We start from the raw sequence: 20,356 nt of genomic DNA on the forward strand, positions 1-20,356 counted from the left end.
ATTTAAGGAGCACATTTATGCAAAAGCCACGCGTTTTCTTTGTTTCTCATGGCGGCGGTCCTATGCCTTTACTTGGCGATCCAAGTCATGCTGATATGGTTACTTGTTTGCAGTCTATTGCTGCAAAAATTCAAAAGCCGTCAGCTATTTTGATGTTGAGTGCGCATTGGGAAGCAAACCCTATTAGCATCACTTCGAGCGCTGCTCCAGAGCTAATTTATGATTACTATGGTTTTCCTGAGCCTGCTTACAGTATTGAGTACCCAAGCCCTGGCGAACCAGCCCTTGCCGAAAAAGTACATCAAGCATTGGCAAAGGCTAATATTGATAGCACTTTAAACCCATCTCGTGGCTTTGATCACGGTATGTATGTGCCTTTGAAGATTATGTATCCAGAAGCAGATATACCTTGTGTGCAATTGTCGTTACATCCAAGCCTTGAGCCAAGCTTACACCTAGCGATAGGTGAGGCTTTACAACAGCTTGATTACGATAATTTATTGATCATTGGTTCTGGCTTTACTTTTCATAATATGCGCGCATTTTTTACGCCTGAAACAGCTGAAATTAAAGCGCAAAATATCGCTTTTGAGCAATGGTTAGTCGATGTATGTGGCAATACTGAGCTGAGTGAGCAGCAGCGACAAGCTAAGTTATTAGAGTGGCAAATGGCCCCTGCGGCGCGTTTTAGTCACCCTCGTGAAGAGCACTTATTGCCGTTACATGTTTGCTATGGTGCGGCGATGCGCCCTTGTAGTGATATCTACGAACTACGTATTGCCAACAAGCAAGCCAGTATGTTCTTGTGGGACGATTGAGTTTAAGTTCAACCCCCCTGATAACACGATAAAAGCTCAGATTTTATAAGTTTATTTTGGTACGCTAGGTAAATTAAAACCTAGGAACAACAAAATGAACTTAATAAAAACATCAACCCTTGCGTTTGCTGTGGTTGCGGGTTTAGGTTTGCAAGCATGCTCAAGTACTGAGCAAGCGAGCACGCCATCAGCAACAGTGAACGCAACGGCTAATCCGCTCTCGCTTGAACAAATTTATAAAGAAAAAGACTTTAAAGCTGAGCGTAGCACCTATTTTACGTGGCTCGATGATGGTACTGGTTATACGGTACTTGAAGAGCGCGAAAGCGATAAAAACAACCAAGACGACAAAGCTAAAGACGATGAGCACGGCGTAAAAGGCAATGATATTGTGTTTTATAACGCCGATGGCACGGGTCGTAAGGTACTTGTTAGCTACGAAAAATTAATTCCCAAAGGTGATAAAGAGCCACTCACCGTTGAAAGCTACCAATGGTCTAAAGATGGTAAATGGCTGATGGTTTTTACCAATGGCGAGCAAGTGTGGCGCTCACGTAGCCGTGGTGATTTTTGGCTTTTAAACCTCGAAACTGATTCGCTATATCAGTTAGGTGGCGAAAACATCGAAGCGAAAAAGCTGATGTTTGCTAAGTTCTCACCAGATAGCTCAAAAGTAGCTTACGTGCGTGATAACAATATCTACATGGAAAAAGTGGGTAGCAAGGCTGTGACTGCTTTAACCACTGATGGTAACGACACCATTGTTAATGGTAATTTTGACTGGGTATACGAAGAAGAATTTACCATTCGTGATGGTTTCCGCTGGAGTCCAGACAACAAATCAATTGCCTATTGGCAGCTTGATACCAGTGGCGTTAAATACTTCACCATGATCAATAACACCGATGATCTCTACCCTACCCTTAAAGAATTTCCGTATCCAAAAGCCGGCGAGATGAACTCTGCGGTTAAAGTGGGTGTGGTCAGTCTTAGCGACAAGAAAACTCGCTGGGCTGAACTAGGTGGCGATAATCGCGATCGTTATATTCCACGTATTAGCTGGGCAGGCACTGGTGAATCTTTGATGATCCAAGATCTTAACCGTCCGCAAAGCCACAACAAGGTTTGGTTATTCGACTGGCAAAAACAGCAGCTGACTAAAATTCTTGAAGATAAAGACGATGCTTTTATTGAGTGGTTTTATAAAGCAAACTGGTCAAAAGACGGTAAGTTCTTTATTTGGCACAGTGAGCGTGATGGTTGGCGTCATCTATACCGTGTATCTCGCGATGGTAAAACGGTTGTTGATTTAACACCGGGCGAGTACGACATCATTGATATGCTAGCGCTCAACGAAGATAAAAACGTTATGTACTTTACTGCATCACCGGATGATCCTGGCCAGCGTTATTTATTCCGTACCTCGCTTGATGGCAGCTCTAAACCGGTGCGCGTAACGCCTGAGTCATTTGATGGTTCAAACAGCTATTACATGTCTAAAGACACCTCTTGGGCGATGCATACCTTCTCTAAATTTGGCACGCCACCAATGAAAGAGATCATCAAAGTAAGCGATCACAGTAATGTGAAAACCTTAGTTGAGAACAAAGCATTAAAAGAGAAATTAGCGACTGAACAATTACCGACTCACGAGTTCTTTAAAGTTAATGCCCGTGATGGTGTTGAGCTTGATGGCTACATCATGTTCCCAGCGAATATGGATAAAAGCAAAAAATACCCAATCGTCTTTTATGTTTACGGTGAGCCATGGGGCTCAACAGTTCAAGACCGCTGGGAAGGCGACAGTTACTTATACAAGTCGTATTTAACTCAGCAAGGCTTTATTGTTGCCTCAGTTGATAACCGCGGCACGCGCGCACCAAAAGGCAGAGATTGGCGTAAGTCTATCTACAAAAAAATAGGCTCTATTACCGTGCGTGACCAAGTTGACGCCCTTGATGCAATGGCAAAACGTTGGGATGTCATTGATACCGACCGTGTTGGTGTATGGGGTCACTCAGGTGGCGGTAGTTCAACGCTTAATTTGTTATTCCGCCATGGTGATAAATATAAAGTGGGTATTGCCTCTGCCCCAGTGCCAGATATTCGCTTGTACGATACTATCTACCAAGAGCGCTATGCGGGTAACCCAAATACCGATCCAGAAAGTTACGACAACACGTCTCCGATCACCTTTGCAAAAGACCTGCAAGGTAAGTTGCTACTGATCCATGGTACAGGAGATGATAACGTTCACTACCAAGGTTCAGAGCGTTTAATTAACGAATTAGTTAAGCACAATAAACAGTTCGAGTTTTTCTCTTACCCGAACCGTTCTCACAGTCTACGTGAAGGTGATGGCACTACCCTGCACTATCACACTATGATGGCTAACTTCTTCGAAAAGCATCTACTCAATAAGTAAATATGCTTTAGTTAAAAACCGCAGCTTAGACGTTAAGCTGCGGTTTTTTTATGCAAACTGTAAACCCCCGTTACACAAAGAAAGCGATTAGATGAAAGCTATCAAATGTTTGAAGCAAATTATCAGTGCTGGCAATGGCGGCTGCGAGCTATTGGATTATCGAGCGAAGTGTGTAATGAAAAGGGCCTTGTTTGGCCCTTTTTAGTTTCAAAACAAAGTTACAAATAGCTGTTAAACCAATCAACTAGCTCTGTTTCTAGTTGTTCTTTATGGTCCATTAAAAAGTGGTTGTCACCGTCATACACCACGAGTTTATGGGGTATATGATGCGCTTCTAGCGCTTTGGCAAATTGAATTGAGTTATCGACCGATACTCGTTTATCGTCACTGCCATGAATAAGTAATATGGGCACTTTAGGCGATAGCTTATCAACCCAGTTCATAACAGAGCGTGCTTCAAGCTCTGCTTGTTTGTTCTCTTTATAATTGGGGATACGACGCACATATACGTTTTTTTCCATGTTAGGTCTAAACGTAAGCTCTTTGACTAAATCGGTCGGCCCCGCAATGGTTGCAATGGCTTTAACCTTGTTTGTGTGTTGCATCGCAAGGTGGGTTTGCATGCCGCCTCTACTTACTCCTAACATGCCAATGCGGTTTTCATCTGCACTTGCTATGTGCGGAATAAAATCAATAAGCGCAAGTACGTCATTAACATCTTTGCCACCAAACTCATCTAAATCATCATTTTTAGTTAATGTACCGCGGTATTGGCTGCCGATAACCACAAAGCCTTGCTCTGCTAAAGGAAATAAATTGCGCATCATTGCAGCAAAATAAACATTGCCAAAATTACCGTTACCGCCGCGGTTATAAATTAATACTGGGAGCTTATTCTTGGTGACTTTAGGTTTGATGATATATCCAAGCACCTCAACATTATCGACCTGATATTTAAAAATATGGCAGGTTAAATTCGTTTTAAAGTTATCGAACATACTTTGTGGAAAGATTTCTTCAAAGGCTTTTATGCGCTTTAAGTATGCTTCTTCGTTTTTAGCTTTGCGTTTATTCTTTTGCGCTATAAATTGGTGCCACGATTCATAGTCAGCGAAGGTGCCTGTAAAGCAGTCTGTTTCTTTTGTGACGCGTTCATCATCGATAATTTTTGCTGCGCTAGTAGAAAAAACAGCGAGAGATAAGCAGGTAGATAAGAGTAATTTATACACAACAACATCCTTATTGGTGACTAAAAGTTACAAAACCACAGTAACTTAAATGATGGTTATTTGTACATCATTAATTCAGTAAGCGCTCAAGCCATTCAATCACAACGTTATGCGTTGCTGTTTCGAAGCGAGATTTTTCGGGAATGTAGTAACACAGTTTTGATTCAACATCTTGGCTATTAAACGATGTTAGTAACCCTGCATTTAGGTAAGGTTGCACTAAGGTTTTTGAGCAAAAAACCACGCCTTTATTGGCGAGCACCTGATTTATACCAAACAGTTCTTGATCGAATGTTTTTACCTTGAAACATGAATCACTTAGGTTATTTACTTTGAGCCACTGCATTAATGGTGGGGCTGGTAGGGCATTATTTTTCCATTGGCTGGTGTATAAAGTAACCTGCTTATCAAGCCAAGGGGCGCTTTGTTGCGCGTTTGCCGCAAACATATCAAAGCGCTCATATTTGATGATATCTGCTTTGTTTACTTCCTCACTATTTCCTAGCCTAACAGGCAAGGTATGCAGTTGCTTATCTAAAGTTTCACTGGTTGATATATCAAGCTGTAAATGCGGTTTTTCGTTATTTAGCTCTTCTAAAGCGGGTATTAATCTTAGGGCTGCTAGAGATGATGTTGTGGTGATGCGTACTTGGTTATGTGCTTGGCTCAATTGTTCAATTGCCGCAAAAATAAGCTTAAAGCCGCTAGTTGTGTTTTGGCTTAGGTACTCGCCTGATGCAGTTAAGGTAATCTTTCTCACTTCGCGATGAAATAAATCAGTATTCAAGCGACTTTCTAGATTAGCAATGTGGTGCGATACCGCTGTAGGCGTAATCGCAAGTTCAGCGGCGGCTGCTTTAAAGCTACCTAATCGTGCAGCTGACTCAAAGGCTTTTAAAGCTTGTAATGATATATGCATAGTTGAACCCGTCTAAATTTATAGATGAGTATAACTTACTTATAGTGAATTATAACTCGTTTGTTAAATGGCCCTCATTTAATGATGATACCAACACATTAACTAATGAGGTATTTACTATGACTACTCTGCTACACATTGATGCTAGTGTGCGTTCAGCTAAAAATGCAAACCCTAACCACGACTCAATCTCTAAAAATATTGCTAAGCAATTTGTAAATCATTTACAGCAAAACAATGCTATAGCTGAGTATATTTACCGTGATGTTGGGATTAATCCACCTTCATTTATTAACCAATCTTGGATTGCTGCTGTGTTTACGCCAGTCAACAAGTTAACGCTAGAGCAAAAAGAAGTACTGGCCGAATCTGATGAATTGATAAACGAATTAGTTAAGGCTGACACCATAGTGATATCAACGCCTATGTATAACTATGGCATGCCTGCGCAATTAAAAGCATGGTTTGATCAAATCGTTAGGATCAATAAAACGTTTGATTTTGACTTGCAGCGGGGGGATTTCCCTTTGCAACCCTTGTTAACTGGTAAACGTTTGCTGGTTATAAGCTCAACGGGTGAGTTTGGCTTTGAGGCCGGTGGAATACGCGAGAGTATGAGCCATTTAGTACCGCACATTAAAACCTTGAGTAAGTATTTAGGTGTTCAGCATATTGATGAAATAGCCTGTGAGTATCAAGAATTTAACGACCAAAGACACCAACGCTCTTTGACTAATGCTTATGCTAAAGCAGAACAATTAGCGCTGAGATACGCCAATTAAGCAAACAACAAAGCCGCAATAAGCGGCTTTATTTTGTAATGGGGCTTTACACTAAAAATAGGGTTTAGTGTTATTCAACCGAAATGAATACTTCAACTTCTTCACTGCTTTTATAAAACTCAAAGTCAGTTTTATATGCTCGAATATGCGGGCACTGTTCATTACTAAAGTACTGCCAAACTTGACCCCAGACATCGATAACGGTTTGTGGCATTGCACCTTTGCCGCTAAAGCGAAGGTAGTTACCTGTGGCGAGTGTAGTTTGTTCTATCTCTGGCAAAGTGACTTGCAGGTCAGTACAGGCAAATACATCAAACTCCCCTGTGACATCTGATTCATAATGAGTGTACACGCCATAAACTTGGCTAGATGGCGCTAATTTGGGCGCTATGTCTGTGTAAAACTGCTGCCATAAGCCTGCAATTTTGGCACCTTCGCCACTCAATTCGTTTATATTGCTAGTGCGAACTTTGAGGCCAAATAAGGTCGTTGGGTTGTCGATATTGATGTGTGTTACTTGCTGATCCATTGCATTTATCCTTGCTTATTTGTTCCCGTTAAAATACCAGAGCATATGTGCTTTAACCTAGCCTTTTTTACTATTTATTTCATTAGCTATCATTTTGTAAACGGCCTTTACAGCTTAAAAAACAGTCATGGCATCCTTAACTGCATCAGGTTAAGATGGGTAAAATAACAACAAAATCAGCGGGTGTTTAATGAATAAAATCAATGCGCTTATCTACTTTCTAGCCTTTAGTAGCGGCTTTTGTATTATGGGAATTGAGCTTTTAGGCGGGCGAATATTAGCGCCTTACTTTGGTAGTAGTGTGCATATATGGGGCAGTATTATCACTGTTTTTATGCTGAGCTTATCAATCGGTTATTTGCTTGGCGGCAAGCTCTCTACTCGCAACCCTTCGTTAACTAAATACGGTCTTATTTTCTTTGTTGCGAGCATTATGGTGGTGCCGATTGTACTATTTGCCGAGCCAATTATGACCTTTATTTTCACTCATGTTGAAGACAGCCGTTATGGCTCGTTACTGGCATCAACGGCGTTGTTTTTTATCCCTACAACAATACTGGGCATGATCTCTCCTTATTCAGTGCGATTATTGGTTACCGATCATGAAAAAAGTGGTCAGGTTGCCGGTGGTTTGTATTTTGTGAGCACCCTAGGAAGCGCTCTTGGCACGATTATTACCTCTTTTTATATGGTGTTAGCTTTTGATGTTAACGACATTATTAAAACCTTTGCAGCGGTATTAGGCGCGCTTGGTTTGCTTGCAATTGCTGTTAGTCAAATAAAAACAAAGGAGCGTACTGTATGTTTAGAGTCTTAATGATTTGTTTTCTCATAGTGCTGCCCTTTAGCGGGTTGGCTGAAGTAATCCATAAAGAGCGCTCGCTTTATCGCAATATCTTAGTTGAGAAGTCTGGCGACTTACTGTGTTTAAAATTCAACGAAAAAACTCGTAAAAGTACGCAAAGTTGTATGTATGAAAGTAAGCCTAAAAAGCTGGTGTTTAATTACACCAAAATGACCTTTGCAAGCCTACTATTTATTGATAACCCGCAAAATGTATTGATCATTGGTTTGGGAGGTGGCTCACTCTCTAATACTATACATGAGCTTTATCCTGAAGCGAGTATCGAAAATGTCGAAATTGACCCTGCAGTAATAAAAGTCGCCCGTGATTATTTTAGTTTTGTAGAAACCGATAATGTGACATCTAAAGTGCAAGATGGGCGTATTTTTATCAAACGCGCTGCACTTAAAAAGCAAAAGTACGATTGGATAATTCTTGATGCCTTTAATGGCGATTATATCCCTGAGCACCTTCTCACTAAGGAATTTTTTGCAGAAGTAAAAAGTATACTGGCTGATGGCGGCATTGTTGCAGCAAATACTTTTTCATCGAGTAAATTGTACCAGCATGAGTCGGCAACTTACTTTGATGTGTTTGGTGACTTTGTTAATGTTGTGACCGACGAAAACTCTAATCGCATTATTTTGGCAGGCTTCGAGACTATGCCTAGTCAGCAACAATTAGCAGAACGCGCCAATAAACTCGCAAATAAGTTAACCCCTTACGATGTTGATTTGCAGTTACTGCGTGAACATTTGTTTTATACTAAGGGTAATCAAGATTGGCCCGCGGATACCAAGGTACTCACTGACCAATATTCACCTGCGAACTTGTTAAATTATCAATGATCAAACACATCTTAATTGCACTTCTTTTATTAACGAGCTCTGCTGCTATGGCAGAGCAATCTTCTACAGCTCCTTTAACTGCAAGTCAGCAGCAATTGTCTAAACTACTGAGCCAATATAAAGGGAAAGTTGTGTTACTCGATTTTTGGGCATCTTGGTGTAGTCCATGTCGACGGTCGTTTCCTTGGTTTATAGCGATGCAGAACAAGTATCAACAGCAAGGACTTGAAGTGATAGCTGTAAATATTGATGTTGAGCGCAGTGATGCCGATGCGTTTTTAGCTGAGTTTGCAGTGAACTTTACTATTATTTACGACCCTGATGCTGTTATTGGCAGGCAATACCAACTTAAAGGAATGCCTAGTAGTTTTTTAATCGATAAAGAGGGCTTAGTACGGTTCCAACATACAGGATTTGTTGCTGATAAATTAGACCTCTATGAAAGTCATATCAAAGAGTTAATTGCAAAATAGTATTGTTCTTCGCATAACTCTTGCGGTTGTTCGCTTTTATCGAACATAGCTATCTGTTTTATTAATTGCATCAACATTTACTTAGCATGCTAACTACATTAAAATAGTTAGCATGCTAAGTAAATGGAGCGCATTATGTCTTCCACTCCCCCTTTTCACGAAACTCTTGATTTAACACTGTGCGGCAGTATGGGCCGTGTGCATCGTTTATGTCGCGATGCTGTAACCTTGGCGGTCGAGCCTTTGGGTCTTACTCAATCTCGTTGGACCGCGATGATGCATCTGTTTCATCTAAACCAAGGTTGCACCCAACAAGAGTTGGCAAATAGCTTGGGCATTGAAATGCCATCGTTAACTCGCACTATTAAGCAGCTTGAGCAACAAGAGATTATTGCTCGCAAAGCTGATGCAGACGATAAACGCAGTAAACGTCTGTACTTCACACAGCAAGGTCTACAATTGTTAGACACATTACAGGTGATTATCGCTGATGTGAAAGAGCACCTTTATGCTGACTTAACCACAGAGCAACTCGATACGATGGCGCATGGTTTAATTCAGATGGAGCAAAATGCTCGTCAGTGTATCCGTCATTATTCAGGAGATAAGTAACCTTATGACACCGGACCAAAAATTTGCCCGTTACGTAAAAATCTCTTTAGCGGGTTTTATTGTTTTATTTTTATATTTTGTGATTGCTGATCTGTACATGCCTGTCACACCGCAGGCCCGTGTTTATCACCCTGTTGTGCAAGTGACCCCGCAGGTAAGTGGTCGTGTGACTGATGTGTTAGTGACTAATAATCAAGCCGTCGAAAAACAGCAAGCCTTGTTTAAGATTAACGACGAGCCTTTTAAGCTTGCCGTTCAGCAGGCAGAACTCGCTTATGATGATGCGAAACTACAAAACCAACGTTTAGATAGCAGTGTTAAGGCAATAGAAGCTCAGCTTGCGGCAGCACAGGCAAAACTGCATGAACAAACGCTTTTATTTGAGCGCGGTGAGTCGTTATTGAAAAAGCGCTCTATTTCGGAGCAAGAGTACGAAACAATCAATGCGAACTACCAATCAAGCAAGGCAAATGTGGCTGCGATTGAAGCCCAGCTTAGCGAGGCCAAATTAGCACGCGGTAAAATAGGTGATGACAATTTAGCGCTTCGCCATGCCCAAAACCAGCTTGAGCAAGCGAAACTAAACCTGTCGTATACCACAGTGACAGCCGATACCGACGGTAAAACAGCCAACCTACAAGTAACACCGGGTACCTATGCAAATAAGGGCCAGCCGCTAATGGCGATTGTTGCTAATAAAGCTGATTTAGTGGCTGATTTTCGTGAAAAGTCTTTGGTTCATGTAGAAATTGGTAGCACTGCAAAAGTAAGCTTTGATGCGCTACCGGGCAAAGTGTTTACGGGCAAAATTATTAGCTTTGAAGCAGGTGTCAGTGATGGTCAGCTTAATGCAAACGGTTTGCTCAGTGCTACTGAAAGTAGTAATCGTTGGGTACGTGATGCACAGCGCCAACGTATTCATATTCAACTAGATGAGCACCAGATGTTAGCTAAATTTCCAAGTGGTGCGCGTGCAACTGTTCAGCTTTTGCCTGACTCAAGCATAGGCAGCTGGTTTGCGAGCATGCAAATTCGCTTCATCAGTGTTCTGCACTTTATTTACTAAGGCAGGGTGAGTTATGTCAGTATTGCAACTCGATGGTAATGGTTTGCGCCAAGCGCTTCGCATTGCCACGGGCTCAGCATTAGGGTTTGCACTGGCAAAATTGATGAACTGGCCTAATGGCATCTTTTTTACAGTTTACCCTATGTTATTGCTCGGCTTAGTACCCGTGCTTAACATGCATATTATTCGTCAGTTTTACGCAGGCGCGGTGTTTAGTGCACTGTTTGTGCTGGTTGTGCAAGGTCTATTTGCACACCTGCCTGTGGTTATGACGATGATGAGCTTTATCGCATTTGCTTTTTTGTTTTATCAAATGAGCCGTGGCGCTAACTTTTTATTTGGTGCCACAACGGTGGTGAGTTTGTCTATTCAATTGCATTTTTCGACCTACACCGGTGGTGGGGTAAGTATTTATCCGTTGATCATTAGCAATGCCGTTGCTGTTGTGGTTACTGTGGTGTTCTCGATGCTAATGCATGGTTTATTTCCTGATGTTGCACCACGCCAAGGTCGGGTTATGCCAGAAAAAGCAAAAGAAAGTGTGCGTCATGAAGTATTACTTTGTTCAACCGTAGCAACCTTGTCATTTGTTGTATTTCAGGTATTTGACTTACAAGATTCAATCTCAGCTCAAGCAGCGTCGGTACTGATTTTGTTTTCGTTATGCTGGAAAGCGGCAGGTATGGCTGCATGGCAACGTGCGATAGGTACATTGATTGGATGTAACTTAGCGTTAGTGGCACAGTTATTTTTGTATAACCATACCGATATTTTGATATTTCCGGCGTTAATTTTATGGATTTTGACTTTTATTTTTAGTCGTTATCACATTATTGCTGGCGGTATTCCGGGTGTTGGTTTTGGTATTATCACCACATTTGGCATTTTGTTTGGTCAATCATTAGGGCCGGGCCAAGATCTGGTATACAGCGCGTTATATCGATTTTCGTCGGTGTCAGTGGCAATTTTAGTAAGTCTTTGTGCGGTCTATGTAATGCATCACTTACTTAATCGTTTTGAAGTAACTCGTCACCATACATTTGACTAGTAAATCATTAAAAAAGAGAGCTAATTTGAGCTCTCTTTTTTCTGATTATTTTCAATAATAGTCGGTAACGATTTTAGTAGGTTTTCTTGTTTGTTAACGACGCTCTCTACACATGTTTTTGAAGCGACATCAGCGACCCATGCCCCCCATTGTGAACTACCTGGTTCTTCACCTGGCGTTGCCCACCATCTAGCTTTGTAAAGAATTTCATTGTAGCAAGTTTCACTTCCTTGCGGGTAAGCGCTTCCGGCTTGCCAAGAATCAACAGCGTGGCTGGTGATTGGCAGCGCTGACAGCGTTATCATTAACGACGCAACAATGTGTGTTTTGAGACCCATCAGCGGCTCCTTGCAAATAAGTGAGATAGTATGAATATTATAGTATTAGTGGAGTTAACCATCAATTAACTTTGTTAACACGTTACACTTCTTTACAGTTTTGTTTGCTTTTTGAGCGGTCTGTTAACAATAAAGTTATATATCGATGTTTTTCCTTAATGCTTTTGTTTGTCCCCTTTTTGTTTTGCTATCCATGCGTTTCCGCTGAGAACTTTTGGTGGGTTTTGTAGCCCTTCGCTTTTTTTGTACTTGAGTAGCACTGATGATCAATTCTTTTAATCGATTAAGTGCGTCTTCTTTATTTAATTCTTGAGTTCGATGTGTTTGCGACTTAATGACTATAACGCCTTCTTTGGTGATTCGAGAGTCATTTAAATTAAGTAAACGTTGTTTATAAAAGTCAGGTAGCTTAGAGCGTTTTATATCAAACCGTAAATGAATAGCACTGGCAACTTTATTGACATTTTGTCCGCCCGCACCCTGTGAGCGAATTGCGCTAAAGTCGAGCTCCCATTCATCGATAGTGACAGTATTAGAAATAATTAACATCAGGTTCAGTTAGCTGTGATAAAAATGCAAGTGTAACATTTGTAATTAGCTGAGTATAATTGCCCTTTGATTCATGCTAGTTGCGACAAATATGAACGAAAGGAGATCCACATGAAAGCCCTACTTTTTTCAATCAGTTTACTTGCAATGAGTTTTTCAAGTCTCGCTGAAGATATAACTGAGAACCAATTACAGCGTTACATTAAAGCATTACCTGCTGTAGTTAACTGGTCACAAAACCAGCCAGAACTGAATACTGTTGACCTAAGTGGTATGCTAGGAAGTGCAGATAGCTCGTCCGTTATGAATGCGTTAGGTCACATTAAAGAGCATGAGCTTTATACTGAGTTTGAAGCGTTAACCAAGCAATACGGGTTTACGCCAGAACAGTTAGTTACTGTTGGCTCAGAGGTATCAATGGCGTATTTAGAAAACCTTAAAGCGGGAATGTCAGAAGAGAACAAGCAACGTGTAAATCAAGCAATGAGTGGTTTACAGAGCTTAACGGCATCATCATCAGATGCGGGGACTCGCTCAATGGTGGGTGCTTTAGAAGGTGTTAAAGCAAGTACTGCAACAGTGGATGTAAGCGAAAGTAACGTTAACTTAGTTAAGCAATACATGCCGCAGTTAAAAGAATTGTTTGCAATGTTGCAGTAACAGCACAATGAAATAAAGAAAGCGGCTAAGTAGCCGCTTTTTTTTGCTTACTCAAATACCATCGCGTTTTTTAATTGCTGCTTTTGTTCTGCAGTTGGTAAAAATCCAGTTTGTACAAACTCATTAAGGCTTGGGTGCCGCTCAAAGTAAAGAATATCAAGGGCAAAACGATTCATGCCATATAAGCCACGATGGATCATATTTGCCGAAAATATAAGTAAGTCACCTTTTTTGAGTGCTACACGTTTACCGCGAGTCAATGAGTCACTATTGCGAGCACCCTGCTGCTCTAATCTAACTGCTAACTCTTCATCTGAATCCCAATTTTTATGACTACCCGGTATTAGCTCTATGCCCAGTTCATCTTCAAAAGCAACGCGGCAATGCAATACTTCAGGGCCGCAAAGTGCTGCCTTTTGCGCTTCAAGCTCTAAGTGATATTGCATATCGCGATGCCAATAGTTTGCTTGTTTGGGTTTGTAAGGATTAAAGAATAATTGAGTATTCATAAACTGAGGAACAGCAACAATGCCTTTAACCTGTTCTAATAATGTATCGGCACAGATAAATTCAAAAAGAGTACACTTTTCCTCAGTACTTAAACATGCGGCGCCAGTCAATCCTGAGCTATTAATCCCTTTCGATTGATAAAAGCCTTGGTTTTCTTGCAACCAATGATGATGAAATTTATCGAGAATAGGCCTTACTTTGCTAAGCTCACTCTCTGTGTAAAGGCCCTTTACATGGTAATAGCCGTGTTCAGCAAAAAAGGTATTTTTCATTTTTTACCTTGCTAAAATTGTACGTATTTTACTACTAAGCTCAGGCAATACTTGTTGCTCAAACCACGGATTTTTCTTCAGCCAGATATTATTGCGAGGGCTTGGGTGAGGCAGTGGCAAGTAACTTGGCCAATATTCACGCCACGATTTTACTAACTCAGTTAAGGGTAGCTGCTTAGTGTGAGGCAAATGATATGCCTGCGCGTATTTACCTAAGATAATGGTGAGCTCAATATTATTGAGCTGCGCTAAAAGTTTTTCGCGCCATGCTACAGCGCACTCTTTTCTTGGCGGTAAATCGCCAGACTTGCCTTTGCCTGGGTAGCAAAAGCCCATCGGTAAAATAGCAAAATTGCAGTCATCGTAAAACTCATCGCTCGTTACACCAAGCCAAGAGCGAAGCCTTTGGCCACTTGCATCATCGAATGGTTTGCCACTTTCATGTACTTTAATCCCCGGGGCTTGACCGGCAATTAAAATGCGAGCTTGTGGGTTAAATTGAATAACAGGGCGTGCCCCAAGTGGTAAATGCGGTTCACAGATCACGCATTTACTAACTTGTTGTAATAACGATTGAGTACTCATCAGTTAGTAAAAATATGATCTATGCTTGTTTTGACCAAACAGCTAACTCATTACCACTTGGCTCTATGAAGTGAAAACGACAGCCTCCAGGAAAATCAAACAAGGGCTTAATAATTGTGCCGCCGTGTTTTTCTACCTGCGCTTGAGTGTCTTTAATATTATTTGAATAAAGCACCAGTAGCGCGCCACCATTACTGGTTAAGCTAGTTAATGGCGCTTGATAAAAACCGCCATCAAGACCCGCAGATCCAGCGCTAAAAGCCGTATACTCAGGGCCATAATCGGTAAATTGCCATTTAAAAACCTGATGAAAAAATGCTTTTGTTGCAGCTAAATCTTTGGCGGCAAATTCAACATAATTTAAGCTATGGTGGTTCGACATAATCTGCTCCTATTTTAAACTATTCTCAAGCGCCATAGCGCAATGAACTGCTGTACTATCAAGTAATGGTATTGAGGTATCGGATTGTTGTACTAGTAATCCTATTTCTGTGCAGCCAAGAATAACCGCTTCTGCACCTTGCTGAGTTAGCTTATCAATAATAGTTAAATACTCAGCTTTGGATTCTGGCTTGATTATGCCTTTACATAGTTCATCATAAATGATGCGGTGCACTGTTTCACGCCCCTGAACATCAGGGATTAACACGTCTTTTGCGAATTTATCTGCTAAACGCTGTTTGTAAAAGTCTTGTTCCATAGTGAAGTGGGTACCCAACAAAGCCACTTTTTTAAAGTTGTGTTGGATCAGGTTTTCACCAACTGCATCGGCGATGTGTAACAAAGGAATTGCAACGGCTGCTTGTACTTGCTCTGCTAGTTTATGCATTGTATTGGTACAAATTAATAAATAATCTGCGCCAGCAGCTTCAACTTGTTTGGCTGCTTTAATGAGTATCTCGGCCATTTGTGGCCAATCTTGTTGCTGTTGTAGCGCTGCTATGCTGGCAAAATCGAGACTGACAAGCACTATCTTGGCACTGTGCAGCCCCCCCAGTTTATTTTTAATGCCTTGATTTAAAAGCTGGTAGTAACTTTGTGTAGACTCCCAACTCATGCCTCCGATTAAGCCTATCGTTTTCATTGCAACTCCCTTTGTATTTACTTAACACCATATGATATTGCACAGAACAAAGCTAGCAGATCATTATTTTACTAACATAACGACTTAGTTGGTTCTGTTTCATTATTTAATACGTTTATGCAAATGATAACTACTATCTTTTCTGTTTGCTGGCGATATAATACGGGTTTTTCTTCTTGTGTTATTTTCTAAGGGATTATCATGCATTCTCAATCATTAGATGCAATGGCAGGCAATCGCCCTAAAAATACAGCTAGAAAGCGCTCTGTGAGCCTCTCTTATCGTGTTGCTGTGTTTTTGCGTTTTGTTGCAGCCATCATGGGGGGTTACGCTTTTACCAGTGTACTTATTTCATTATTAGCTGTGTTACTACCTCTTAATAAACTCGACAGTGTGCTGTTGACCACGACTCTTTCGGTATTTTTTTACTGTTGCGTGTTTATTTGGGTGTTTGCCGTTAAGTCTTTGAAGACTGTTTGGATCACTATTTTACTAACTACTAGTGGGCAATTGCTGGCCCTTTCATTTATTAAGGGATGGCTATGAAAGAGAGTTTTTTCCGCTCCATGACATGGCTTCATACCTGGGTGGGCTTATTGGTATGCTGGTTATTATTCTTGATATTTTTTGCAGGCACTATCAGCTTTTTCAAAGATGAAATCACTATTTGGGCTGAGCCCGAAACGCATCATGTAAAGCAGCAAGTGCAACGTGTTCAGTCTCAAGCTGAGCAAATTAATTATGTGTTTGCGCAATTACAGCAACAGGCACCTAATTCATTATCTTGGCGGATAAACTTACCTGAGCCGCGTAACCCTGTTTTAAGCTATGGGTTTGCTGAGCCTAAACAGCCTGGTCAGCGCCGTGCACCTTTCAACTATACGCATCTAGATCCAAATACCTTAGAACAAATCCCCGAACCTCGGGAAACCAAGGGAGGTAACTTTTTCTATCGCTTGCACTTTGATTTACATTACATAGATGTATTTACTGCACGGATAATTGTTTGTTTAGCCTCATTATTTATGTTGGTAGCGCTTATAACAGGCATAGTGATCCACAAACGTATTTTTAAAGATATGTTTAGCTTTAGAGCAAACAAAGGCAGCCGAAGTTGGCTCGATGCACACAATGTTTCGTCAGTACTGGCACTGCCATTTCATATTATGATCACTTATACGGGGATTATCACTCTCATATTTATGTTGTTCCCCTACCCTGCTGAAACTGTATATGAAGATGGCTTGAAGCAAATGTTTGAAGAAGCGTTACCCATCAACAAACGTGCAAAGCCTAGTGAAGAGCAGCGCCCCTTGATTGCAATTAACGACGTGTTAGATCAGATTTATACTAAGTCACCAAATGCCGACATTAGCTATGTGTTTGTAAGAAATGCCAATACAGCGACCTCGCAAATAGTGGTTTATTTAGCAACCGGTAAAGATGTTGTAGATAACGGACCGCGCTACTTATTCAATGGTGTAACAGGTGAACTAGAAGCAAGTTCTGGTGAGGATTGGAGCGCTTCAGCGCAGTTTTATGACTCAATGACCGCATTGCATAGTGCTCGCTTAGCGGAGCCTTTACTGCGTTGGTTGTATTTTTTCTGTGGCGTAGCTGGTTGTGCCATGATTGCTACAGGCTGCATTATGTGGGCTAAGCGCTTACGTGAGAGACTCAAAGCAGACCAAAAACCAAGCTTTGGACTTAAGCTGGTTGAGACACTAAATTTGGCCACACTGATGGGCTTACCTTTTGCTACAGCAGCTTTCTTTATTGCTAACCGTTTATTGCCTTTAGAGTTAGCTGAGCGTGCCGATAAAGAAATACTCGTGTTTTTCTTAGCTTGGCTGGCGATGCTAATTATCGCTGTGAGCGGCCGAGAAAAACATCATTGGCGCTATAGTGCATGGCTTAATGCCATAGCTTGCTTTTTAGTGCCGGTGGTAAATGCACTGACGACTGATGGTAATTGGATCACGTATTTACTAACTAAACAGTGGGCTTTATTCGGTATCGATAGTGCGTTTATTTGTGCTGGGCTGCTGTTTTTACTACAAAGCAAAAAAATACCTAGCCATAAAACCGTGATAAATAAGGCTAAATCAAATAAAAACAGGCTGTTAAAGGAGCAACAAGGATGATGGAGTTACTGCAATTTAGTCTCTGCTTTTTGGGGTTTAATTGTTTTGCACTTGCAAAGTTCAATCATTTTCGTGATGTGTTTAAAAAGAAATTAACCGAAAAACAGCGGCATAGCTTTTTGATGAGTGGCTGGATCACTATTTTACTAAGTTTGCTGCTTAGTGTGCTTAATGATGGTGGTTATGGTGCTCTGCTGTTTTGTGGTTATATGGCATTAAGTGTAGTTATGCTCATGATTTTATACAGTTTTACCGTTTCTTGGGTGAAGTATGTCAGTGTATTAACTATGTCTGTTTTGCTGTTAAGTGGCTTTTCAGTGATGATTTTATAGTCTAGTTAGTAAAATGCTGATCTGATATCAACCGGCAATAATATTTAATTAATCGAAATGATATAAAAAAAATGGGTAGGCATTGCCTACCCAAGCAGGGGATTAAATTGGGGGATCACATGTTGCTTCAATTTAACGATGCATAGTTTGCATAATGTCCATTACAGTTGTGTTGCACATTCGTGATATTTCCAAGACAGTTGTAAAGCCCCTTTACAGGTTTTTATGGTCAACATAGATAAGTTCATCTGTTTTGAAGCCATACTGTTTAGCTGTATTTATAAAATCCTGCATTTGCTGTTCTGTTACAGTAGGTGTACGCGACAAAAACCATAAATAGTCTTTGTTGTAGCCTGTGATATAAGCGTATTGATAATCCTGTTTGTCTAATTCAAACACCACGTAAGAGCTGTAAAATGGCCCAAAGAATGATACTTCTAGGTGGCCTATGTCTTGCTGCTCTGCAAACTTCGCCTTTCCTTCTGCTTGCTGCCATGCTTTATCTTCAACGCTGTAGCCTTTATTGATGACTTTTACAGTGCCATCAGGATTAATCGAGTATTGAGCAGTAATACCTTCTAAGCCTCTTTCAAATGAGTGATCCAGACGTGCAATTTCGTACCAAGTTCCTGTGTATTTTTCTAGTTCAAAATTATCGACGGGTTTGATGTCATCCGGCACGCCAGTACAGGCCGAAATAATCGCAGTAATAAATATAACCCCTAAAAGTTTTAATGATTTTTGCACGCTTATACTCCTTTTAAATAAACAAATTAATACGTTAATAGCGGTAATTAAGTTCAAGTGAGGTAAACTATGCCAGTCTAGAATAGTTATATTGAGAATACCATGAAGATTTGGGTTGATGCAGATGCCTGTCCCGTTGTTATCAAAGAGATACTTTTTCGTGCTGCTGAGCGTACGCAAACGTTTACCACATTGGTTGCGAATCACGCGATGCGAGTACCTCCTTCTAAGTTTATTAGCCGTTTACAAGTTTCTTCGGGTTTTGATATTGCTGACAACGAAATCGTTAAACGTATCGAGCCGAATGATTTGGTAATTACTGGTGATATTCCTCTAGCTGCTGAAGTTATTGAAAAAGGCGCACAAGCGCTCAATCCTCGTGGTGAATTATATACAACCGAAAATATTCGCTCCCGTTTGAATGTTCGTGACTTTATGGAAACAATGCGTTCGAGTGGTGTTGAAATGGCCGGTGGCCCGCCGCCATTAAGCCAAGCTGACCGTCAAAACTTTGCAAATAACCTAGATCGGATCCTAGCTAAAAAGCCATGAATGTAGTTAATAGTGCATCACTACAGGGGTTTGGTGATGAGGCGTTTAAAGTCGCTGTTTATATAGAAAAGCGCCCGCCGATGCCTGCTTGGCAACAGCTTGACCATTTGCATGCAATGCAACCCGGCCAGATAAACGAAATAAACCAAGCTTGTGGTAATGGTTGGCGTAAAGTTTTTAATGTATACAGCAAAGTGCTGTTTGCCCTACCAAGCGAGTTTTATGATTTCGCTAAAAGGGCGCCTGATTGGCAAACTTTTCGTGATGAACAACTGCTGCAAGCACATAGCCAAACCACGTTACTGTTCAGCCCGCCGATATTAAACAAATCAAAGCAATTACACATCATTGCTGGTCGAACTTATGCTAAGCAGCTTATTAATAACGGACTTTTGCATTGCCAATTAACTTGGCTTGATGATGAGTTTGCAATTAGCAAGTCTAGTAAAGTGATTGTTTGCCCTTATTTTGACTATCGCCAATTGAGCAACATTAAAATTGCGCGCTTAAGTCAATTGGTCGCTGATGTTGTCTCTTAGCTGCTACTTTATTGCGTTATTGGGTTAGCAAACTAAGCTTAAAAAACCAAAACTTTAATAGTGCACTTAATGAAAATATTGGTTGTAGATGATATGCCCCTTATGCGTCACGTGTTGATAAACATGTTACGTAGGCTTGATTATAATGACATAACTGAGGCAACGGATGGTGCACAAGCATTTGACTTACTAGAGAAGCAAACCTTTGATCTAGTAATCACTGATTTGCATATGCCTAAAATGGATGGCAGATGTTTGCTGAACCATATCAGAGAAACGCCCACGCTTGCTAACTTGCCAGTACTAATGGTGACATGCGAAGACAGTAAGCAAACCGTCAATGAGATGATTACCGCAAGAGTTAACGGCTTTATTATTAAACCTTTTTGTTTAAATACATTGCAAAAGCAGCTGAGCCGAATTGTTAAACCTGATTAATGAGTTAAGAGCG

26 protein-coding genes are annotated in these 20,356 nt (G+C 40.9%); 16 read left to right on the plus strand and 10 right to left on the minus strand.

Features of this window, described 5'->3' with window-relative positions:
* Positions 1-17: 17 nt before the first annotated feature.
* Positions 18-818, plus strand: a complete 801-nt coding sequence (locus E5N72_RS18815; protein WP_135926639.1) for a class III extradiol ring-cleavage dioxygenase — start codon at positions 18-20, stop codon at positions 816-818.
* A gap of 94 nt (positions 819-912) precedes the next feature.
* The gene (locus E5N72_RS18820) at positions 913-3,243 is read left to right on the plus strand and encodes a DPP IV N-terminal domain-containing protein (RefSeq protein ID WP_135926640.1); all 2,331 of its coding nucleotides are present in this window, start codon (positions 913-915) and stop codon (positions 3,241-3,243) included.
* 218 nt (positions 3,244-3,461) lie between these two features.
* On the opposite strand, the gene E5N72_RS18825 is transcribed toward E5N72_RS18820, so the two are convergent.
* The gene (locus E5N72_RS18825; protein WP_135926641.1) at positions 3,462-4,472 is read right to left on the minus strand and encodes a prolyl oligopeptidase family serine peptidase; all 1,011 of its coding nucleotides are present in this window, start codon (positions 4,470-4,472) and stop codon (positions 3,462-3,464) included.
* Between the two features lie 70 nt (positions 4,473-4,542).
* Positions 4,543-5,391: a LysR family transcriptional regulator gene (locus tag E5N72_RS18830; protein WP_135926642.1), complete on the minus strand. Its 849-nt coding sequence runs from the start codon at positions 5,389-5,391 to the stop codon at positions 4,543-4,545.
* Positions 5,392-5,510: 119 nt separating this feature from the next.
* On the opposite strand from E5N72_RS18830, the gene E5N72_RS18835 reads away from it, so the two are divergent.
* Positions 5,511-6,173, plus strand: coding sequence for an NAD(P)H-dependent oxidoreductase (locus E5N72_RS18835; protein WP_135926643.1), 663 nt, complete (start codon positions 5,511-5,513; stop codon positions 6,171-6,173).
* Positions 6,174-6,243: 70 nt separating this feature from the next.
* Here E5N72_RS18835 and E5N72_RS18840 read toward each other — a convergent pair whose 3' ends face one another.
* Positions 6,244-6,702: a GyrI-like domain-containing protein gene (locus E5N72_RS18840; RefSeq protein WP_135926644.1), complete on the minus strand. Its 459-nt coding sequence runs from the start codon at positions 6,700-6,702 to the stop codon at positions 6,244-6,246.
* Between the two features lie 190 nt (positions 6,703-6,892).
* Between E5N72_RS18840 and E5N72_RS18845 the strand changes: the two genes are divergently transcribed.
* The 6 genes from E5N72_RS18845 (at position 6,893) to E5N72_RS18870 (ending at position 11,593) form a co-directional block, all read left to right on the plus strand.
* Entirely contained in the window at positions 6,893-7,519 is a 627-nt protein-coding gene (locus tag E5N72_RS18845) for a fused MFS/spermidine synthase (RefSeq protein ID WP_135926645.1), read from the plus strand.
* On the plus strand, positions 7,504-8,394 hold the full coding sequence (locus E5N72_RS18850) for a fused MFS/spermidine synthase (protein WP_135926646.1): 891 nt from the start codon (positions 7,504-7,506) through the stop codon (positions 8,392-8,394). Before E5N72_RS18845 ends, E5N72_RS18850 begins: the two co-directional genes overlap by 16 nt.
* Positions 8,391-8,867, plus strand: coding sequence for a TlpA disulfide reductase family protein (locus E5N72_RS18855; RefSeq protein WP_135926647.1), 477 nt, complete (start codon positions 8,391-8,393; stop codon positions 8,865-8,867). The genes E5N72_RS18850 and E5N72_RS18855 overlap by 4 nt, the downstream gene beginning before the upstream one ends.
* Positions 8,868-9,002: 135 nt before the next feature.
* Positions 9,003-9,479, plus strand: a complete 477-nt coding sequence (locus E5N72_RS18860) for a MarR family transcriptional regulator (protein ID WP_135926648.1) — start codon at positions 9,003-9,005, stop codon at positions 9,477-9,479.
* A 4-nt stretch (positions 9,480-9,483) separates the two neighbouring features.
* The gene (locus E5N72_RS18865; protein ID WP_135926649.1) at positions 9,484-10,545 is read left to right on the plus strand and encodes an HlyD family secretion protein; all 1,062 of its coding nucleotides are present in this window, start codon (positions 9,484-9,486) and stop codon (positions 10,543-10,545) included.
* A 13-nt stretch (positions 10,546-10,558) separates the two neighbouring features.
* Complete coding sequence (locus tag E5N72_RS18870; RefSeq protein WP_135926650.1) at positions 10,559-11,593, plus strand: DUF2955 domain-containing protein; 1,035 nt, start codon at positions 10,559-10,561, stop codon at positions 11,591-11,593.
* Between the two features lie 20 nt (positions 11,594-11,613).
* Here E5N72_RS18870 and E5N72_RS18875 read toward each other — a convergent pair whose 3' ends face one another.
* A complete protein-coding gene (locus tag E5N72_RS18875) occupies positions 11,614-11,931 on the minus strand; it encodes a hypothetical protein (RefSeq protein ID WP_135926651.1) in 318 nt (105 codons plus the stop codon).
* 135 nt (positions 11,932-12,066) lie between these two features.
* The gene (gene arfB / locus E5N72_RS18880) at positions 12,067-12,480 is read right to left on the minus strand and encodes an alternative ribosome rescue aminoacyl-tRNA hydrolase ArfB (protein WP_135926652.1); all 414 of its coding nucleotides are present in this window, start codon (positions 12,478-12,480) and stop codon (positions 12,067-12,069) included.
* Positions 12,481-12,591: 111 nt separating this feature from the next.
* Here arfB and E5N72_RS18885 point away from each other — a divergent pair, with 111 nt between their 5' ends.
* Positions 12,592-13,140 (plus strand): short-chain dehydrogenase, encoded by a 549-nt coding sequence (locus E5N72_RS18885; RefSeq protein WP_135926653.1) that lies wholly within the window; start codon positions 12,592-12,594, stop codon positions 13,138-13,140.
* A 47-nt stretch (positions 13,141-13,187) separates the two neighbouring features.
* Here the strand turns inward: E5N72_RS18885 and E5N72_RS18890 are convergent, their stop codons facing one another.
* Genes E5N72_RS18890 through E5N72_RS18905 form a run of 4 tightly spaced genes read right to left on the minus strand, consistent with a single transcriptional unit; the run spans position 13,188 to position 15,591 of the window.
* Positions 13,188-13,922 (minus strand): phytanoyl-CoA dioxygenase family protein, encoded by a 735-nt coding sequence (locus tag E5N72_RS18890; protein WP_135926654.1) that lies wholly within the window; start codon positions 13,920-13,922, stop codon positions 13,188-13,190.
* Positions 13,923-13,925: 3 nt separating this feature from the next.
* Positions 13,926-14,507: a uracil-DNA glycosylase family protein gene (locus tag E5N72_RS18895; RefSeq protein WP_135926655.1), complete on the minus strand. Its 582-nt coding sequence runs from the start codon at positions 14,505-14,507 to the stop codon at positions 13,926-13,928.
* 19 nt (positions 14,508-14,526) lie between these two features.
* Entirely contained in the window at positions 14,527-14,889 is a 363-nt protein-coding gene (locus E5N72_RS18900; RefSeq protein WP_135926656.1) for a VOC family protein, read from the minus strand.
* Between the two features lie 9 nt (positions 14,890-14,898).
* Positions 14,899-15,591, minus strand: a complete 693-nt coding sequence (locus E5N72_RS18905; RefSeq protein ID WP_135926657.1) for an aspartate/glutamate racemase family protein — start codon at positions 15,589-15,591, stop codon at positions 14,899-14,901.
* 201 nt (positions 15,592-15,792) lie between these two features.
* Between E5N72_RS18905 and E5N72_RS18910 the strand changes: the two genes are divergently transcribed.
* Genes E5N72_RS18910 through E5N72_RS18920 form a run of 3 tightly spaced genes read left to right on the plus strand, consistent with a single transcriptional unit; the run spans position 15,793 to position 18,067 of the window.
* Positions 15,793-16,137: a hypothetical protein gene (locus E5N72_RS18910; RefSeq protein WP_240704562.1), complete on the plus strand. Its 345-nt coding sequence runs from the start codon at positions 15,793-15,795 to the stop codon at positions 16,135-16,137.
* Positions 16,134-17,735, plus strand: a complete 1,602-nt coding sequence (locus tag E5N72_RS18915) for a PepSY-associated TM helix domain-containing protein (RefSeq protein ID WP_135926658.1) — start codon at positions 16,134-16,136, stop codon at positions 17,733-17,735. Before E5N72_RS18910 ends, E5N72_RS18915 begins: the two co-directional genes overlap by 4 nt.
* Positions 17,732-18,067 carry a DUF3325 domain-containing protein gene (locus tag E5N72_RS18920; RefSeq protein WP_135926659.1) on the plus strand — a complete coding sequence of 112 codons (336 nt, stop codon included), beginning with the start codon at positions 17,732-17,734 and terminating at the stop codon, positions 18,065-18,067. The genes E5N72_RS18915 and E5N72_RS18920 overlap by 4 nt, the downstream gene beginning before the upstream one ends.
* 213 nt (positions 18,068-18,280) lie before the next feature.
* On the opposite strand, the gene E5N72_RS18925 is transcribed toward E5N72_RS18920, so the two are convergent.
* Entirely contained in the window at positions 18,281-18,814 is a 534-nt protein-coding gene (locus tag E5N72_RS18925; protein WP_135926660.1) for a lipocalin family protein, read from the minus strand.
* Between the two features lie 102 nt (positions 18,815-18,916).
* On the opposite strand from E5N72_RS18925, the gene E5N72_RS18930 reads away from it, so the two are divergent.
* From E5N72_RS18930 to E5N72_RS18940, 3 genes are all read left to right on the plus strand, one after another.
* Positions 18,917-19,366 (plus strand): YaiI/YqxD family protein, encoded by a 450-nt coding sequence (locus E5N72_RS18930; RefSeq protein ID WP_135926661.1) that lies wholly within the window; start codon positions 18,917-18,919, stop codon positions 19,364-19,366.
* Positions 19,363-19,905, plus strand: a complete 543-nt coding sequence (locus E5N72_RS18935; RefSeq protein ID WP_135926662.1) for a hypothetical protein — start codon at positions 19,363-19,365, stop codon at positions 19,903-19,905. The genes E5N72_RS18930 and E5N72_RS18935 overlap by 4 nt, the downstream gene beginning before the upstream one ends.
* A 69-nt stretch (positions 19,906-19,974) precedes the next feature.
* Entirely contained in the window at positions 19,975-20,343 is a 369-nt protein-coding gene (locus E5N72_RS18940; protein ID WP_135926663.1) for a response regulator, read from the plus strand.
* Positions 20,344-20,356 lie beyond the last annotated feature (13 nt).

Source organism: Pseudoalteromonas sp. MEBiC 03607, assembly GCF_004792295.1.
Lineage (GTDB): Bacteria > Pseudomonadota > Gammaproteobacteria > Enterobacterales > Alteromonadaceae > Pseudoalteromonas > Pseudoalteromonas lipolytica_C.

What these genes read in the sequence shown, in the direction of transcription:
- E5N72_RS18815 (WP_135926639.1), top strand. Translation starts at nt 18, where the DNA reads ATGCAAAAGCCACGCGTTTTCTTTGTTTCTCATGGCGGCGGTCCTATG.
- E5N72_RS18820 (WP_135926640.1), top strand. Translation starts at nt 913, where the DNA reads ATGAACTTAATAAAAACATCAACCCTTGCGTTTGCTGTGGTTGCGGGT.
- E5N72_RS18830 (WP_135926642.1), bottom strand. Translation starts at nt 5,391, where the DNA reads ATGCATATATCATTACAAGCTTTAAAAGCCTTTGAGTCAGCTGCACGA.
- E5N72_RS18835 (WP_135926643.1), top strand. Translation starts at nt 5,511, where the DNA reads ATGACTACTCTGCTACACATTGATGCTAGTGTGCGTTCAGCTAAAAAT.
- E5N72_RS18840 (WP_135926644.1), bottom strand. Translation starts at nt 6,702, where the DNA reads ATGGATCAGCAAGTAACACACATCAATATCGACAACCCAACGACCTTA.
- E5N72_RS18845 (WP_135926645.1), top strand. Translation starts at nt 6,893, where the DNA reads ATGAATAAAATCAATGCGCTTATCTACTTTCTAGCCTTTAGTAGCGGC.
- E5N72_RS18850 (WP_135926646.1), top strand. Translation starts at nt 7,504, where the DNA reads ATGTTTAGAGTCTTAATGATTTGTTTTCTCATAGTGCTGCCCTTTAGC.
- E5N72_RS18855 (WP_135926647.1), top strand. Translation starts at nt 8,391, where the DNA reads ATGATCAAACACATCTTAATTGCACTTCTTTTATTAACGAGCTCTGCT.
- E5N72_RS18860 (WP_135926648.1), top strand. Translation starts at nt 9,003, where the DNA reads ATGTCTTCCACTCCCCCTTTTCACGAAACTCTTGATTTAACACTGTGC.
- E5N72_RS18865 (WP_135926649.1), top strand. Translation starts at nt 9,484, where the DNA reads ATGACACCGGACCAAAAATTTGCCCGTTACGTAAAAATCTCTTTAGCG.
- E5N72_RS18870 (WP_135926650.1), top strand. Translation starts at nt 10,559, where the DNA reads ATGTCAGTATTGCAACTCGATGGTAATGGTTTGCGCCAAGCGCTTCGC.
- E5N72_RS18875 (WP_135926651.1), bottom strand. Translation starts at nt 11,931, where the DNA reads ATGGGTCTCAAAACACACATTGTTGCGTCGTTAATGATAACGCTGTCA.
- arfB (WP_135926652.1), bottom strand. Translation starts at nt 12,480, where the DNA reads ATGTTAATTATTTCTAATACTGTCACTATCGATGAATGGGAGCTCGAC.
- E5N72_RS18885 (WP_135926653.1), top strand. Translation starts at nt 12,592, where the DNA reads ATGAAAGCCCTACTTTTTTCAATCAGTTTACTTGCAATGAGTTTTTCA.
- E5N72_RS18890 (WP_135926654.1), bottom strand. Translation starts at nt 13,922, where the DNA reads ATGAAAAATACCTTTTTTGCTGAACACGGCTATTACCATGTAAAGGGC.
- E5N72_RS18895 (WP_135926655.1), bottom strand. Translation starts at nt 14,507, where the DNA reads ATGAGTACTCAATCGTTATTACAACAAGTTAGTAAATGCGTGATCTGT.
- E5N72_RS18900 (WP_135926656.1), bottom strand. Translation starts at nt 14,889, where the DNA reads ATGTCGAACCACCATAGCTTAAATTATGTTGAATTTGCCGCCAAAGAT.
- E5N72_RS18905 (WP_135926657.1), bottom strand. Translation starts at nt 15,591, where the DNA reads ATGAAAACGATAGGCTTAATCGGAGGCATGAGTTGGGAGTCTACACAA.
- E5N72_RS18910 (WP_240704562.1), top strand. Translation starts at nt 15,793, where the DNA reads ATGCATTCTCAATCATTAGATGCAATGGCAGGCAATCGCCCTAAAAAT.
- E5N72_RS18915 (WP_135926658.1), top strand. Translation starts at nt 16,134, where the DNA reads ATGAAAGAGAGTTTTTTCCGCTCCATGACATGGCTTCATACCTGGGTG.
- E5N72_RS18920 (WP_135926659.1), top strand. Translation starts at nt 17,732, where the DNA reads ATGATGGAGTTACTGCAATTTAGTCTCTGCTTTTTGGGGTTTAATTGT.
- E5N72_RS18930 (WP_135926661.1), top strand. Translation starts at nt 18,917, where the DNA reads ATGAAGATTTGGGTTGATGCAGATGCCTGTCCCGTTGTTATCAAAGAG.
- E5N72_RS18935 (WP_135926662.1), top strand. Translation starts at nt 19,363, where the DNA reads ATGAATGTAGTTAATAGTGCATCACTACAGGGGTTTGGTGATGAGGCG.
- E5N72_RS18940 (WP_135926663.1), top strand. Translation starts at nt 19,975, where the DNA reads ATGAAAATATTGGTTGTAGATGATATGCCCCTTATGCGTCACGTGTTG.